The sequence below is a fragment of the Mechercharimyces sp. CAU 1602 genome, assembly GCF_024753565.1.
In the GTDB taxonomy this organism is placed as follows: domain Bacteria; phylum Bacillota; class Bacilli; order Thermoactinomycetales; family JANTPT01; genus Mechercharimyces.
This window is the reverse complement of sequence record NZ_JANTPT010000001.1, coordinates 1,419,745-1,435,364: the sequence shown is the minus strand read 5'-3', so window position 1 is coordinate 1,435,364 and position 15,620 is coordinate 1,419,745. Positions and strand designations below refer to the sequence as shown.

Genomic DNA, 15,620 nt, shown 5'->3' with positions numbered 1-15,620 from the left:
TTTTCTTTTCAACTAGCTTTATTATAGCATATTGTCAATGAAAGAAGGGATAAAGGCTGAGGAGCGCTAAATAATGGGTTTATTCGACAATGATTCTATTTTTACTGTCAATTTTCGCGGGAAATATGGTAGAATGGTGCGTATAAGTTACATATTCCTTATGGACGGTTTAAAAAGAAGAGCAGTGTTTGATGATTGAAGTTGGGAAGGGCGGAGGGAAACAGAGTGAAATGGTTAAAAATAACAGGAGCGATGCTATTAACACCTGCTCTACTATATGGTTGTCAGACAGAACAAATTCAACGTCAAGTTGAGATACAGGCAGATGAAGTAAAGAAAAAAGAAGCTAGTACAGTGGTAGGCCAAGAAGAGAAGGTGAGTAGCCCACTATTAAAAGAAGAGGCTAGAATAACAGAAGAGCGCAATGAGCAGGTAGAAGCAGCCAAAGTAGCTGAAAAGACACAACAAGAAGCGATAGAGGCCAAGGAAAAACGGAATAAACTAGCTAGTAAAGAGAAGACGACACCCGCTGAAGAACAAAAACCTCCTGCTACAGACGTAAAAGAGGAGGCCACTAATCAAAATCAGCAAGAAGAAGGACAAAAACCGAAAAAAACGTTGATACATTATAACGGACATTCTGAGCAGATGGAGGTTGCGCTTACCTTTGATGATGGACCAGATGAAATATATACACCGCAAATTTTAAAGATCTTACGGGATAATGGGGTGCGGGCTACCTTTTATATCGTTGGCAGTGAGGCGCGTCGGCACCCTGAGATGGTAAAGCTTATCAAGGCTGAAGGACATGTAATTGCAAACCATTCATGGAATCACACTGATTTTCGTAAACTCTCTAATGAACAGTTATTGAAACAGATCAAAAAGACAGACAAATTGCTCCAGGAGATTGTAGGAGGAGAAGTATCCCCTTATTTCCGCCCACCCTACGGTGCACTTCGTCCCGAGCAGGCGGAAGTGATTCGTCAACACGGATACATTGTTACCAATTGGAGCGTGGATACACGTGATTGGTCCGGAATATCGAGTAATCAGATCGTGCAAAAAGTGAGAGAACAGACAGCACCGGGTGGGATCGTACTTCAACACTTTGCAGGTGGTGACCGCTCAGCTACAGTAAGAGCACTACCAGAAATCATAAGTTACTTGCAGGAAAAGGGATACAACTTAACCACAGTAGAAGAAGTACTGAGGTGATCCTTATTACATGGTGAACGGCGCTGGTGTAGTGCCGTTTTTTTATGGATTTTCTATTGTTTTCCATTTCATTTTTCCGGAATTCTCTTGACTGAGACGTTCGTAATTTTCCTTGCTAATATAGCCGCCTTTTTTGAGACTATATGTTTGCTTATAATCTTTTACCTTCCACTTCCTATCGTTGTACTGCATGCTCACTTTGTAATCACGCTTATCAGGGCGATGAATGAGAAAGGTTTTACTATAACCTGTTTGTACATCGAGAGGAGAGATAGCAATTTGAATAGAGGTATTGGTAGGGGGATCTTTCTTGGTTTCCTCTACTCGCCACGATAATTTTTCGCTTTGATTGGCATCGAGTAACATCGAGCTTGCTCTCTCAAAATCGCCTTCTACCCAAGTAGATTTATAAAACTGAATGGCTGCTTCTTCCGCGTTCGATTCATCCCCGCCGCAACCTGCGCTCAGGCCGAGGAAGAGGGTAAAGATGAGGATAGGGGTTACGCGTCGATACACATATGCGTACATACAAGTTATCATCCTCTCAAAAAAGTAATGTTACGTCTAGGGTTAGCTATTTTGAACGGATTGATACCTTTTGTTGATGTTTCTTTCTCCCTATTCCCCAGAGTAGGATACATACGATGATGACATACATGGTAAAGGCGACAAGAGTCCAGACCGTACTAGCAAAATAGATCACTTCAACAATGTTCTCATTGAGGAAGTTGCTCATCGCCCAGATCCAGACAGCTAAAGGGATAAGGATAGCATGGTAGTTGGAGCGCTTGCTAATATGCTGGAGCCCGTGACATCCAACTAGAAAGCAGATCGTAATTTTGACGAAAATACCCACCATAAACAGGAGACCAAAAAATACTTCCGTCCGTTCAAAAACGCGTCCGATCGAAATGTCCCGCATAACTGTGTAAGTGGGAAATGTATAGCGCTGGATCATAAACGCACCCTCTTCTCCAATCGCCGCAATGACAGCGATGATAAGAATGACACCGGCAAAGAAGAGTCCAACAAAAAAGGAGCGGACTACTTTTTTCGTCGGTTTGACATAGGTAATCAGTGCACTTAAGACAAGGACTTCTAAAAAGGGAAAGCCGATCGGAGCATATGTTCCTTTCCATACAGGTGACCAACCTTGCTCAAGAACAGGTTGAAGATTGGACAAATCTATTTTGTCGAGTAGTAAGGCGGTACCACCGAGGAAGGCAAAGACGAGGAGAGGAGTCATGAACTCGTTCACCCGACCAATATTGGTTAATCCTTTGCTAGCAGAATAGACGACCAGTAATAGAATCATGCTCTGCGATAGCCAAGGATGGGTTTCCTCGATCATATACGTGATGAGAAAGTCACTGATATCGCGTACTACCAGGGCACAAATATAAGAGCTGTAGAAGACGAGCAAGAGGTTTAAGATGGTGCCGATCCATTTTCCGCAAACCTTCTCCACCACCGAGTAAATGGAAAGGTAATGGTACTTACTTAAAAGAAATAACCAGACCCCATTGAGGAGCAGACCACATCCGGTTGCTATCGCCATCGAGATCCAAGCATCTTGGTTGGCTTCAACCGAAACCATTGCGGGTGCGATTAACAGGGAGCTGCCGATGGTAAAGGTGAAAATGAGTAAAGTAAACTGCTTAATGGTTAATGACTGCTCCATGAGATCCTCCTCTCTTTACGATGTACTTCCTCCACCCATCAGCCATTGATAGAGAGGAAGATAAAGCTGTTCTAGAGCTTTGGAAAAGTTGAAGATCGTAATATTATTAAGATAGGCATAGGCGTAAAAGAAAGAAAAGGCCCAGAAAATATATAGAAAACAAGTGGAGTAGAAGTTATTTCTCTTCTTTTTCGCGCTCTTCCTCTGTGACACTCTGCATGCGCTCCTCTGTAGATTCAAGTTCCATGTTCAAATTGATGCTGATTTTGGCCTCTACAAAAGCTTCACCCCAGTTCTCTTCATAGCGGCGCCATAAGGAGGGTTTTTCTTTATGTAAAATTTCTCCAAAGCCAAAGACATCGCTTTTCACTTCCTGTGCTTTCGAGATCGCACTTTCAACCTGTTCTTTTAATTGCGCAGAAACAAGCTGTTCTATCTGGTGAATCACTTGTGGGTCTTCAATTTTAGCAGGGCAAGTAGATTCTTTTAGATTGATGCGGCCTTTAGCATCAACCTGAAACCGAGGAGTTCCCATGCTTTCAAGTGGCGTAATTTTTGCAGAAATACTTTTGATCAGCACACCGATACTGCCTTGATCATCGGATTGGTTGGGCTGCCCAGGGCATTGGTTAATATTGTAAACAAATTCTTTGTCCATTTGATTGGTTAGAATGGACCATCCCTGTGATTGAGGGAGATCAAACCAGGCGACGAGTCGATCCTGACAGAAAAGAGGAAATCCAGTTAATTGATAACTGGAGGGATTGGCGTTCATTTTTCCTGATACTTGATCGATAAACGAGTTGTCGGCTTGTGGTTCTAGTGGCGTCATACCTAGTGCGACTGCTTCTCTTCCTTTGGCAAACTGCCACTTGATCAGATCGGTTAAGGTGATACCTTCAATGTTACCCATTGAACCAGAAGTGATACGGGAACGGTTGCGAACAGCATACCCCGGATTTTTTTCTAATGGATCATAGGAAAGGAGCAGTTTTTTAGCTTTGCTCTCTTTGGTGACGTAGACCAAGGTGCCGCTTCTCATCTCAGGATCGCGTTCCATCACATCGTACAAAAGGCTTAGTCCACGTTCACGGGCAAATTCTTCGCTGACAGCAATATAAAAAAGATGTGAGAAAAAAAGCTTGCGCGGGATGATGTTGCGGGCATGTTCATATGCCTCCAACAAGGTGTGTCCCGAGGTGGAGTATGTATAAGTAGCACTTTTTTCTGTTCCTGATCCTCCTCCTTGCTGCGAGGAGCTGCCTCCAGGATTGACGATTTGAAAATGAACCGTAATCTTATCCTCGTCTTTCTTATCTACACCAATCGCAGTTACAATTGCTAACTCATTAATTTCATTTTTGCCGGCACAGCCACAGAGGAGGAGCAGAAGTAGAGCTATTGCGATATGCATACCTATTTTCATCAGGGCACCAGCTTTCTCAACGATTTGAGGGGATGGATGTTCTGCCACCACAGGGGAAAGCGAAGTAAGGTATCCTTCTGCTGCTTGATATGGAAAGGGGCCATGGGTGAAAAATATGGTTGACCAAAGGATTGAAGAGAGCAAAGATGAATCAATAAGCCGAGCATAAAAAACATCATCCCAAAGAGGCCGATTGTGGCGGCAAATCCAAGCATGGCAAAACGGAGGAGACGAGCCGCATTGGAGATCTCGTAATAGGGAGAGACAAAACTAGCGATTGCGGTGAGAGCGACCACCATGACCATCGCAGGCGAAACTAGACCAGCGTTTACCGCAGACTCACCGATTACAATTGCCCCGACGATAGAGATTGCAGGTCCGATGGGGCGTGGCATGCGTACACCAGCCTCGCGCAGCATTTCGAAGATGATCTCCATCAATACTGCTTCCATCAGGGCAGGGAAAGGCACTCCTTCACGTTGCGCAGCTAAATTGATTAGCAATCCCGTTTCAATGACTTCCTGATGATAGGTGGTAATTGCGACATAAAAGGATGGCAACGAGAGCGTGACAAAGAAAGCAGCAATCCGTAGGAATCGAACAAAGGTAGACATGTCAAAGTGCTGATAGTAATCCTCAGCTGCTTGAAAAAAAGAAAAGAAAGTAACAGGTAAGATGATGCAAAAAGGACTGCCTTCTAACATGATGACAATCCTTCCTTCCATGAGCGCAGCGGCACTTACATCAGGGCGTTCGGTTGCTCGTGAGCGCGGGAAGGGGCTATAGCCACCTGTATGTAATAATTCTTCTACCATGTTGCTTTCCAGCACGTTATGTGACTGAATCTGTTTCAGGCGATCCTTCACTTCGCTTAGGATATGGGGATGAACTTGACCCTCAATATAAAGGAGGCGCAACTCGACTTCGGATAACCTTCCCATGCGGTATGCTTGGATACGTAAAGAAGGATTTTTGATTCGTTCGCGCACCAGAGATAAATTGGTATTCAAATTCTCTACAAATCCATCGCGGGGTCCGCGAATCATGGTTTGTGTCTGTGGTTCATTTACAGAGCGTGAAGCGCCGTTAAAGAGGGGGAGCAGGTATGCCTTCGTAGAACCTTCGAGAAAGAGTACTGCGCTCCCACCTGTTAAGCCGCTGGCAATGTGATCGAAACTGGTGGCTGTTTTGATTTGAGAGAGCTCAAGGTGATTTATTACATCAGGTAAGGGTAAGGATTCTGTTGAAACGTCTATTTTCGTTTGCCAGTCGAGCAGAGGGGAGATGACTGCTCGATTTAACTGTTTTTCATCTGTTAGAGTATCGAGATAAAAGAGTGTGAACGGAAAAGAGAGCTCTGTAAAGGTGCGTTCCACCAAGTCACTGCTTTTTCCTAAGATCGTGTAGACGTGCTCACTGTTAACGGTAAGTGACGAGGAGACAGCAATCTGCTTAAACGACGTAAATCCAGCTTGATTTTTATTGGGTTGGGCGTGTGGGGAGTGCAACGATGGCATCGGTTTCCTCCTAAGGATGGGCACATCCCTGGCATATGAGATTGCAATTATATTATTGGAAAAAACAAGGGTACTTATGTATCATTTCCAAAATAGATAGGAAGAAAGGTTCTTACGCATGTCGAGATCGCGTCGTCCTTGAGAGAAGATGTAGTTCTTAGTCAATACGCATGTGATATAATCGAGTAGAATAAATGTTCGAATGGGGAGAGAAAGATATGCGGGTATGTGGGATTGACCCTGGATTTGCAATCGTAGGTTTTGGCATTGTTGACCAAGAGGGAAGTCAACTAAAGCCGATTCAATATGGAAGTATTGAGACAGAGGCAGGGCTTCCAGTGCCAACGAGGCTAAAGCAGATTTACGATGCTTGTCAAACATTATTTTCTAACTATCAACCGGATGTGGTGGCAATTGAAAAATTATTTTTTAACCGTAATGTGACGACGGCGTTTACCGTAGCCGAAGCGAGGGGGGTGATGATGCTCGCAGCTGAAGAGGCAGGAGTAGAGATTCGTGAGTATACACCTTTACAAGTAAAGATGGCGGTTGTAGGGTATGGACAGGCGGAGAAACGGCAAGTGCAGGAAATGGTGAAGATGTTGCTATCCTTACCGAAGGTTCCAAAGCCTGATGATGTAGCGGATGCGCTGGCGATTGCTATTTGTGAAGCCCATTCTGCTACACCCATACAGATTAAAGGAGAAGAAGGAGGGAGAAGAGGACGATGATTGAATTTGTACGTGGGACGATTGCTTACATAAAAGAGGAATACGTAGCGGTGGCAACTGGTTCACTTGGATATCAGGTATACTGCAAAAATCCTTATCGCTATGAAGAGCGTGAAGACGTTCTCTTCTATACTCATTTTGTCGTACGGGAAGATGCTCACCTTCTTTATGGTTTTAGCGAACAAGAAGAACGTGACCTCTTTCGTCTGCTCTTAGCTGTCTCACGCGTAGGGCCGAAGGCAGCACTCGGGATTTTGTCGGGAGGCTCTCCCCAAGAGGTAGTGGCGGCCATTGAAAATGAAGACATCGCTTTTCTAACACGCTTACCTGGGATTGGGAAGAAGACAGCGCAACGCATGATTCTCGACTTAAAGGATAAGTTGGAGAAAGAGGGATGGAATACGTTGTTCCCGCCAGACACTTATGAACAGGCGGAGAATGTGTCGCAACCACCCCATGAGCGGACCAAGAGCGATGCCATTGAAGCGTTGGTGGCACTGGGATATAATGAGGGGGAAGCGAAGCAGGCGGTTACTCAAGTAAGCCGCGAACGGACAGATCAGGCAGTCGATGAATGGATTAAGCAGGCACTCACCCTGCTGATGAAAGGATAAGGAGGTCTGCAAGTGGAGGATAGAATTATATCCGCCCAGATGGCAACAGAAGATGAGGCGGTCGAATTTAGCTTGCGCCCTCGCTATCTACGAGAATATATTGGACAATCGCAAGTAAAAGAGAACCTACATATTTATATAGAGGCGGCAAAAGGACGAGGGGAAGCGTTGGATCATGTATTGCTATATGGTCCTCCAGGACTGGGGAAAACCACTCTTTCCTGTATTATTGCCAACGAACTAGGGGTAAGCATACGTACCACATCAGGTCCTGCGATTGAACGAGCGGGTGATCTCGCAGCGATTTTAACCAATTTGCAGGAGGGGGATCTCTTATTTATTGATGAGATTCATCGCCTTAGTCGTTCGGTGGAAGAAGTCTTATACTCTGCAATGGAGGATTTTGCGCTCGATATTATGATAGGGAAGGGACCTAGTGCACGCTCGGTGCGACTTGATCTTCCTCCCTTTACGTTAGTGGGTGCTACTACGCGAGCCGGGTCACTCTCCTCACCTTTGCGCGATCGATTTGGCGTGGTTAGTCGATTAGAGTATTACACGACGGAAGAGCTAATCTTGATTGTGCAACGAGCGGCAGACTTGTTGCAAGTGACCATCTTTGAAGAGGGAGCGGTGGAAATCGCTTCACGGGCACGTGGCACCCCCCGAGTGGCTAACCGCTTATTAAAACGGGTAAGGGACTTTGTACAAGTACAAGGTGATGGTGTGATTACAGCAGAGGCGGCACGGGATGCATTGGATCGCATCCAAGTGGATAAACTGGGCTTGGATCAGGTAGACCAACAGTTGCTGTATGCGATAAAGGAAAACTACCAAGGTGGACCGGTCGGCTTAGAGACGATTGCAGCTACCATCGGGGAAGAAGCTCATACAGTAGAAGATGTATATGAACCTTACCTATTGCAGATGGGCTTTTTACAGCGGACTCCGCGAGGGCGACAGTTGACACAGCGATGTTACGATCACTTTGGTTGGGAGCGACGGACATGAATCCGATGGCAAAGCTACTTGTTATCGCAGGAGTGATTTTGATTGTGGTGGGAGTGATGTGGCAAGTAGGTGGCCGCTGGCTTGGCCGTTTGCCTGGGGATATTTTGATCGAACGTGAAAATATGAAGATTTATTTTCCGCTAGTTACCTCATTATTGATCAGTGTAGTCATATCGTTATTGTTTTATGTGATCAACCTGTTCCGCTAGGGAACGGGTTCTTTTTACCGAGAAATGGAGAGAAGAACATGGATGTATCACTATTTGATTTTCAACTACCAGAAGAACTGATTGCTCAAACCCCGATTGCAGATCGATCGCGTGCGCGCATGATGGTATTAAACCGAGAAAGTGGAGCTATTGAACATAAGCATTTTACCGACCTTCTCTCATACTTACAGGCAGGTGATGTGCTCGTCCTAAACGATTCCCGGGTGCGTCCAGCACGGCTGCTTGGGATAAAGGCGGAAACAGGCGCACAGATGGAGGTGCTTCTTCTTAAACCATTAGGCGATGATCGCTGGGAAGCTTTGGTGAAGCCTGCCAAACGTGTGAAGCCGGGCACTGTCATTCACTTTGGGGAAGGGTTGTTACGCGCAGTAGCGGAAGCAACGGCAGATATGCCAGGAGGGTGGCACTTTCAATTGCAGTATGAAGCTGAGAATTTGGATCACCTTTTGGAAGAGTTGGGTGAAATGCCGCTTCCGCCCTATATTCGAGAGCGGCTCGACGATGCTGATCGTTACCAGACAGTGTATGCCCGCCAGATAGGATCAGCTGCGGCCCCCACAGCAGGCCTTCACTTTACTCCGGACATCTTACAACAGATTGAGCAAAAAGGAGTTAAAATCGCTCCGCTCACCTTACATGTGGGTTTAGGCACCTTTCGTCCGGTAACAGCTGGTAAAGTGGAGGAGCATACCATGCATGCCGAGTATTATGAACTAGGTGAAGAGTCAGCTGCTATGATCCAAGAGGCACAAGCGACAGGAGGACGAATTATTGCAGTGGGTACCACATCTGTCCGCACCCTTGAAAGTGTAGTACAGCAACGGGGAAAGATCGAGCCATCTTCAGGCTGGACAGATATCTTTATCTACCCTGGATATAACTTTCAAGCTGTCGACGCAATGGTAACCAACTTCCATCTCCCTCGTTCGAGTCTCTTGATGCTGATCAGTGCTTTCGCCTCACGGGAACACGTGTTATCTGCCTACCAAGCGGCTGTAGAAGAACAGTATCGCTTTTTTAGCTTTGGCGATGCGATGTTGATATTGTAAGTGGAGGCAGGCTTGTTGATTAACCATAATATGTAAATATGAAGACGGCACTATACAATTTATTTACGGATTGAAAAAACCGATCTCCCTATAGAATGATTTGTGACTAGCAAACTTCTAAAGGAGAGAGCGATCCTATGACAAATACTACACGATTCAACTCCATCCACACCGTCAACTACTCCACCTTTTCCACTGTTTGCTCACTGGGAGTACTAAGATGACTGAACGATAAGAGTCGTATGACGAGAGATTGTCATGTAGGGATCCGTGAGAGCATAGGGGTGAAACTCCCCTGTGCTACTCGATTGGGCGCGTTCTATAGGGTGAAAGTCCTGAACGAGGAAGGTAGCAGTAGTCGTTATCCTAAGGCAAGGGTGTCCACCGCGAGATGGAATCTGAAGGAAGCCGGCGGCAAACCTCCGGCCTGACGAACAGAAACCTCATAGGGGTAGAACCAGCAACTGACGACTGAGGGCAACGCACCCATATAATGTAATCATAAGCCCTGGGGGATACAACATTATTCCAAATTAGCTTCTACACTTTTGTTTTTGTGTTTCTTAGAAGAGCGAACTTTGACAGAAATAAAGTAAATGCTATTTCTGTGAATGTAAATAATATAATCGAATAATATTAATATTTTCATTCCAAATCAAATCGAACCTTATAAGGGAGCTATAGCACAGGAGAGGCATTGCATTTCTACAGCTGGGGAAAGGAATAGGTGGTTTGAGATATGATCTACCTCGAATCTCCTCTTTCTTTTTTACCTGAAAAGAGCAACTGTCCCTTGGTATGTAGTCGGAGGGGGTTGCTCTATGAATTTGTAGAAAACCCGTTCTCTTTGGGATGAAAATGCTTCTCCCCCACCTCATTAAGTTTACTTGTCTTCCTATCCTCTCTGTAGGGTTTATTATATGGGAACGATCTTAGTTATCGAAGACAGTCCACTTTCGTTTATCCGCACAAAAATTGTCTGGCGCCATAGGATAAAATAACATAGGCACGTTCAATGGAGGGATATGGAGTGAAACATGTGTCCAACGAAGTACCACCATTGCGATGGTTTCAACCCGATGAAGCAAGGGCAAGGGAAGTAGAAATGGAGGCATTTTCATGGAACTACTCGAAGGAAAAAAAGGTAAAGTTTTGAGGTTAATTAGTCGTGCAAAAGGGGATTGTGATTTTGGAGGAGAAGTTGGGGGGAAATGGATTTTATTTATAGAAAAACAATTGGATGTAAGTTTATCTGAGGGTTACAAGTGGTATGTTCGTAAGTTTGGGTCAGGAGGAATAGGTGGTATAGACATTTTAGGAATAGATCCATACTACGAAGTTTCTACGTGTGTGCGTGAGACTGAACGTGTAAGGAAAAGTGGACTTCCTAAACACTATGTAGTGATACAAAGTCTAGATGAATCTAGGGTATGTTTAGACACAAGCAAAATGAAGAATGGGGAATGTCCAGTTGTTTTTTGGGACGGGATAGAAGGAAGTCATGATGGATTTGATGATTTCTTAGATTTCTTGATTGTATCATTTGAAAGTATTCTCGAAGATATAGAATATGAAAATGAGATCAATTGACGGATAAACCCGCGTTGCTTCTTTTAAAGAGAGTGGACAAAGTGTAGCCAATTGGTGCAAAATTCACGAGATCGGGTGATATTGATTTCTATAAAGAAACTCGTTTGATTTTACGAAACCCTATTTAGAAGGGTGAAAATAAGTAGGAAGTACGCCTGGTATTGAAGAGATGAGCATTGGATCTGAGCCTATAGATTGGATATAGATGCTCTTGGGTCACGGGCCAATCGGTTCGAAAATGAAGTAGCGAATATGGACTATCGGAAGTGACCATTTACCATTGAATCAAAGCATTTACTCCTATGGAATGAGCAGGAAGGAGAAAATGACACCCGTAGACTACCAGCAGATGGAAGGAAATGTTGAGGCTAACGGAAGATAACGAAATCCTAAAAAAGGCTATGGCCATAATCGCAAAAAAGTAGACCAGAACGATATTTTAACGGTTATTCAAGAAATTAAGAAGCAACATGCTGTACAAACAGTGTGTGAGACTCTCGACGTGCCAAGAAGTACCGTACTACCTATTGTTGGATCAAAAGCCATCCTCTCATGACCGAGAGGTAATAACCTATTAAACCATGAGTATAGTATTTTGAATCGAGATTTGAAAGTCTGTTTAAAACATCTTATGAAGATGCACACGATGCAGTAGTGAGATCTGGGTGTGACTAGAATTCATTCGATTAAAAATTGGGGGAGAGACATGGCTATTTCAGTAGCTCTTGTAAAAGAGAAAGAAGATGAAGAAGTGGTAATCTATAGGTATGGACCGTTTGATCGAGTGCAGGGCCGATTAGAATATAATAAAAAAAGCCGCTTGCTATATCAACTAAATCCTGTATCTGAAAAAAATGAAGAAGATCATTTTTATTATAGAAGGGCGGGACAGCGTTTAGCGAGAGAACTTAGAGAAATGAAAGATGGTAGTAACTTTCCTGATGAAATGGTTCATTTTGCATGAGTGGAATATAAACAGAGGGAGTTTGGATGAATAGTGAAAAATTATCTGAATCTACGAATAGTAAAAAGATTGATCCTCGAGAGAGAATCCACAGTGAAGAATGAAGGGACAAATCCATGAAAACTTATGATGATAAAAAACGGATGATTTTAAACTTCATTGATCAAGCGAGGGAGAGGAGGATTTTGCTGGAGGGGTCGAGGGAGATAGAGTCATACAAATAGAGAAACAATTAGGAGTTCATCCGCCGGAGAGCTATGTGTGGTTTGGACAGCAAGATCACACCTAAACCTACGCAGTATGGGGGTAACGTCTTTCATGACTTGTTATGAACAATGAGGACTTCTTACTAAGCACCAACGCTAAAGGCGGGATAGAGCTCAGGATGAAGAGAAGGGGATCGCATAGCTTATATGACGATGATGAAGACTAACTAAGAGTCTTCACTGAAGTAGATAATCTAATTCCCACAACGACAAGTATGTAGGACGCCAGGCTTTGACAAGGTAGAGATGTAGCGTTTTTACTGGTAGGAATGATTAAATTGTTGATCCCACCCTAAGATACCGAGGTGATGTAGATGTTGAAGTTAGAGACTGTAAATTTCATATCTGATCCTGGAAATAATATGTGTAGATTATATTTCGGAAAAGTATTATTATATGACGGCTATATAGATGATTTGTTGACATCCGAAAATGATCGATTGGAAATTAAGATAAATTCGTATTTACCCTATAAGAGACATATGAGCGTTATTGTAAAACAGTTAAATGATCGTTTTATATGGGTTCCTGCTACAAAGGGGAACGTACGATGGGAGTCAGATATGACTATTATCTTAGAATATGAGGAAATGGACAAAATTTGGTCTTTACTAGGCTATGACTTCTCTATGGAATTAGATGAGATAGGTTCATTTGAATATATAGATTTAGAGCGGATGTGGTTGTTAAATAGTGGGGCATTAATTGATTTCACTTCTTCATCAGTTAAGAAAGCTATTTATGAGATGTGTTTTGAATTCACACGCAACCGGTGATGTTTTGACAAAAACATTTGAGTCCTTATTACTAGGGAATTCGAAGATCCAGTATAAAGGGATAAAGAGAGTCGAGAATACTAATATTGATGAAAGGTTATCTATTTATTTAGATGATGGAGACTTGATTAGATGGGAGCCCCTTTTTAAAAGAAAAAACTGAATTATATTTAAACTTAGGAAACAAGTGGGCTGCAATAATTTGATACTTTCTTTTCGTTTTGCGCGTCTGGAGACACGAAGCAAATGAGGGGTTAGTAATAGGATGATTTTACATGAGACAAGAGGATCGAATCATAAGTTAGATTAACTTGGTTCGATGGAGGGTGCTACATGAAGGGTGTGAAAAGGGTGGGATCAAAATCGCTGTTGTTTAAACAGTGTAACGGGAGTGGAAGTACACAAGAGGTCTACGTTATGGAAAGTCAAGGGATACAGTTTACGTTTTTACCAGAGGGAGTACGGTTGACGCTGGGTGAATCTGATGAGTTAATGTTGCGTTTTTTACGTGCACGTCAGGGTGTTATCGTAAGAGATGTGAAGGAAGAGGGACTGGAATCTGTGCGGGTTGTCTACAAGGAGGTTTGGCAAGGGATTGATGTGATTTTCTCTGGAGATGAACGGCGTCTAAAATATGATGTGGTGGTTCATCCAAATGGGAATCTTAAGGATGTTCGACTGAAATATGAGGGGGCAGATGAGACAATAGTAAGCGAGTGTGGTGATTTGTTCGTTTACACTGATAAAGGAATACTCCGAGAAGAAAAGCCGGTCAGCTTTCAAGAGAAAGGATGCGCCTTAATTGAAACTGTCTTCTCTTTGCGATCGGATAGCAGCTTTGGCTTTCATCTTGAAGATGATTACAATAAGCAAGCGCCTTTGATCATTGATCCCAATGTTATTTATTCCACCTACATCGGGGGCACAAATACAGATTTTGCTCTAGACCTAGCTATCGATACTTCTGGGAATGCGTATACTGTGGGATCTACTAGATCATCTGACTTTCCCGTAACCAGTGGAGCTTTTCAAACCATGCTTGCAGGAGACTTATTCAATGTATTTGTGACCAAATTAAATGCAACGGGAAGCTCACTTATTTATTCCACTTATCTCGGTGGTACTGAAAATAATCAGGGGGATGGGATAGCTGTTGATGCGTTTAATAATGCGTATGTAACGGGGTTTACAACCTCATCCAATTTCCCTGTTACTTCAGGAGCCTTCCAAACCTTGAATGCTGGCACCGCAGATGCATTTGTTACGAAATTAAATCCTACAGGTTCGAGTTTGGTTTATTCTACCTTTTTGGGAGGCTCCTCTTCAGATTCAGGGTTTGCCATTACTGTGAATACTGATAACAATGCTTACATTGTGGGCGCAACAAGTTCAAGTGACTTCCCTGTAACGACTGGATCGTTTCAAACCATGTTTGGTGGGGATCGTGACGCCTTTGTGACTAAACTGAATCCACCCGGCTCAGCACTCGTCTATTCTACATTTGTAGGTGGCAGTGCTCCTGATGCTGGATTTGGAATTGCGCTAGATGATGGTAATAATGCCTATATTACCGGGACTACAGAATCTACTGATTTTCCGACGACAACGGGAGCGTTTCAAACGGTGCTACGGGGAACAGATAGTGCGTTTGTTAGCAAGTTAAACGCGATGGGATCTTCTCTTGTCTATTCCACCTATCTAGGTGGAAACGGGAGTATTGAGAGTGGCTTAGATATTGCGGTCGATTCCTTTGGACTTGCTTACGTTATAGGGCAAACAAATTCAATGACCAATTTTCCCGTTACCAGTACGGCCTTTCAAACGTTATACGGAGGGGGATCAAGGGATGCCTTTGTGACTAAGTTTAATGCAACGGGCTCTGCGCTCCTCTTTTCTACTTACCTTGGAGGAGCTGGGCTTGATATAGGCTCCTCTATTTCTTTGGACTCCTTCTTCAATGTCTGGGTTACAGGAAATACAAGATCGACGAACTTTCCACTAACTTCGGATGCCTATCAAGCCAATCTTGGCTCCCTATCGGGTAATGCCTTTGTGACGCAACTTAGCTCCTCGGGACGGGGGATTCAATATTCCACCTATCTAGGTGGAGGGGAGTCTGGCGGAAGTGGGGTTTCGGTGGATCAAAGCAGCCAGAATGATGTTTATGTAAACGGGTTTGCAACAAATGGATTTCCTACTCTTCCTGGAGCTTTTCAAACCATGAATCCTTCTGCAGCAGATAATTTAAGCAGTACTTACGTTGTAAAACTTTCTCCGTTAACAGGGGTTGGGGCGACGGGACCCACGGGTGCAACGGGAGTAACAGGACCAACGGGGGCGCAAGGACCTAGAGGCCCGAGAGGGAGACGCGGTCCAAGAGGGCCGAGAGGGCCACGTGGTATGGGAGGAGGGGAGACGGGATTGTAAGGTGTGAAGTGGGAAGGAATATTGAGCAAATAGGTAGGCGTATCTATTATGATGAGGTCTTCAAAACATAGTAGCATGAACTCCAGAATCGCTATAAATGAAAGTAACGTGCTAAGGGAT

15 protein-coding genes are annotated in these 15,620 nt (G+C 43.9%); 11 read left to right on the top strand and 4 right to left on the bottom strand.

Features of this window, described 5'->3' with window-relative positions; genetic code table 11:
• The first annotated feature begins 225 nt into the window (after positions 1 to 225).
• The gene (locus NXZ84_RS07480; protein WP_258839643.1) at positions 226 to 1,218 is read left to right on the top strand and encodes a polysaccharide deacetylase family protein; all 993 of its coding nucleotides are present in this window, start codon (positions 226 to 228) and stop codon (positions 1,216 to 1,218) included.
• A gap of 42 nt (positions 1,219 to 1,260) precedes the next feature.
• Here the strand turns inward: NXZ84_RS07480 and NXZ84_RS07475 are convergent, their stop codons facing one another.
• The 4 genes from NXZ84_RS07475 to NXZ84_RS07460 all read right to left on the bottom strand — a co-directional run bounded on the left by NXZ84_RS07475 (position 1,261) and on the right by NXZ84_RS07460 (position 5,842).
• Positions 1,261 to 1,746, bottom strand: a complete 486-nt coding sequence (locus NXZ84_RS07475; RefSeq protein ID WP_258839642.1) for a hypothetical protein — start codon at positions 1,744 to 1,746, stop codon at positions 1,261 to 1,263.
• A gap of 46 nt (positions 1,747 to 1,792) precedes the next feature.
• The gene (locus NXZ84_RS07470; protein ID WP_258839641.1) at positions 1,793 to 2,899 is read right to left on the bottom strand and encodes a GerAB/ArcD/ProY family transporter; all 1,107 of its coding nucleotides are present in this window, start codon (positions 2,897 to 2,899) and stop codon (positions 1,793 to 1,795) included.
• Positions 2,900 to 3,074: 175 nt separating this feature from the next.
• Positions 3,075 to 4,325: a Ger(x)C family spore germination protein gene (locus tag NXZ84_RS07465; protein ID WP_258839640.1), complete on the bottom strand. Its 1,251-nt coding sequence runs from the start codon at positions 4,323 to 4,325 to the stop codon at positions 3,075 to 3,077.
• Positions 4,325 to 5,842, bottom strand: coding sequence for a spore germination protein (locus tag NXZ84_RS07460; protein ID WP_258839639.1), 1,518 nt, complete (start codon positions 5,840 to 5,842; stop codon positions 4,325 to 4,327). The genes NXZ84_RS07465 and NXZ84_RS07460 overlap by 1 nt, the downstream gene beginning before the upstream one ends.
• Before the next feature lie 218 nt (positions 5,843 to 6,060).
• Here NXZ84_RS07460 and ruvC point away from each other — a divergent pair, with 218 nt between their 5' ends.
• The 10 genes from ruvC (at position 6,061) to NXZ84_RS07410 (ending at position 15,500) form a co-directional block, all read left to right on the top strand.
• Positions 6,061 to 6,573 carry a crossover junction endodeoxyribonuclease RuvC gene (gene ruvC / locus NXZ84_RS07455; protein ID WP_258839638.1) on the top strand — a complete coding sequence of 171 codons (513 nt, stop codon included), beginning with the start codon at positions 6,061 to 6,063 and terminating at the stop codon, positions 6,571 to 6,573.
• Complete coding sequence (gene ruvA, locus NXZ84_RS07450) at positions 6,570 to 7,187, top strand: Holliday junction branch migration protein RuvA (protein ID WP_258839637.1); 618 nt, start codon at positions 6,570 to 6,572, stop codon at positions 7,185 to 7,187. The genes ruvC and ruvA overlap by 4 nt, the downstream gene beginning before the upstream one ends.
• Positions 7,188 to 7,199: 12 nt before the next feature.
• Positions 7,200 to 8,198: a Holliday junction branch migration DNA helicase RuvB gene (gene ruvB, locus NXZ84_RS07445; protein ID WP_258839636.1), complete on the top strand. Its 999-nt coding sequence runs from the start codon at positions 7,200 to 7,202 to the stop codon at positions 8,196 to 8,198.
• Complete coding sequence (locus tag NXZ84_RS07440; protein WP_258840360.1) at positions 8,195 to 8,407, top strand: DUF2905 domain-containing protein; 213 nt, start codon at positions 8,195 to 8,197, stop codon at positions 8,405 to 8,407. The genes ruvB and NXZ84_RS07440 overlap by 4 nt, the downstream gene beginning before the upstream one ends.
• A 38-nt stretch (positions 8,408 to 8,445) precedes the next feature.
• Complete coding sequence (queA, locus tag NXZ84_RS07435) at positions 8,446 to 9,477, top strand: tRNA preQ1(34) S-adenosylmethionine ribosyltransferase-isomerase QueA (RefSeq protein WP_258839635.1); 1,032 nt, start codon at positions 8,446 to 8,448, stop codon at positions 9,475 to 9,477.
• Positions 9,478 to 10,507: 1,030 nt separating this feature from the next.
• Positions 10,508 to 10,633 (top strand): hypothetical protein, encoded by a 126-nt coding sequence (locus tag NXZ84_RS07430; protein ID WP_258839634.1) that lies wholly within the window; start codon positions 10,508 to 10,510, stop codon positions 10,631 to 10,633.
• Entirely contained in the window at positions 10,597 to 11,067 is a 471-nt protein-coding gene (locus NXZ84_RS07425) for an SMI1/KNR4 family protein (protein WP_258839633.1), read from the top strand. The genes NXZ84_RS07430 and NXZ84_RS07425 overlap by 37 nt, the downstream gene beginning before the upstream one ends.
• Before the next feature lie 706 nt (positions 11,068 to 11,773).
• A complete protein-coding gene (locus NXZ84_RS07420) occupies positions 11,774 to 12,031 on the top strand; it encodes a hypothetical protein (RefSeq protein ID WP_258839632.1) in 258 nt (85 codons plus the stop codon).
• 748 nt (positions 12,032 to 12,779) lie between these two features.
• Positions 12,780 to 13,073 (top strand): hypothetical protein, encoded by a 294-nt coding sequence (locus tag NXZ84_RS07415; protein ID WP_258839631.1) that lies wholly within the window; start codon positions 12,780 to 12,782, stop codon positions 13,071 to 13,073.
• A 333-nt stretch (positions 13,074 to 13,406) separates the two neighbouring features.
• The gene (locus NXZ84_RS07410; protein WP_309495676.1) at positions 13,407 to 15,500 is read left to right on the top strand and encodes an SBBP repeat-containing protein; all 2,094 of its coding nucleotides are present in this window, start codon (positions 13,407 to 13,409) and stop codon (positions 15,498 to 15,500) included.
• The last annotated feature ends 120 nt before the right edge of the window (positions 15,501 to 15,620 follow it).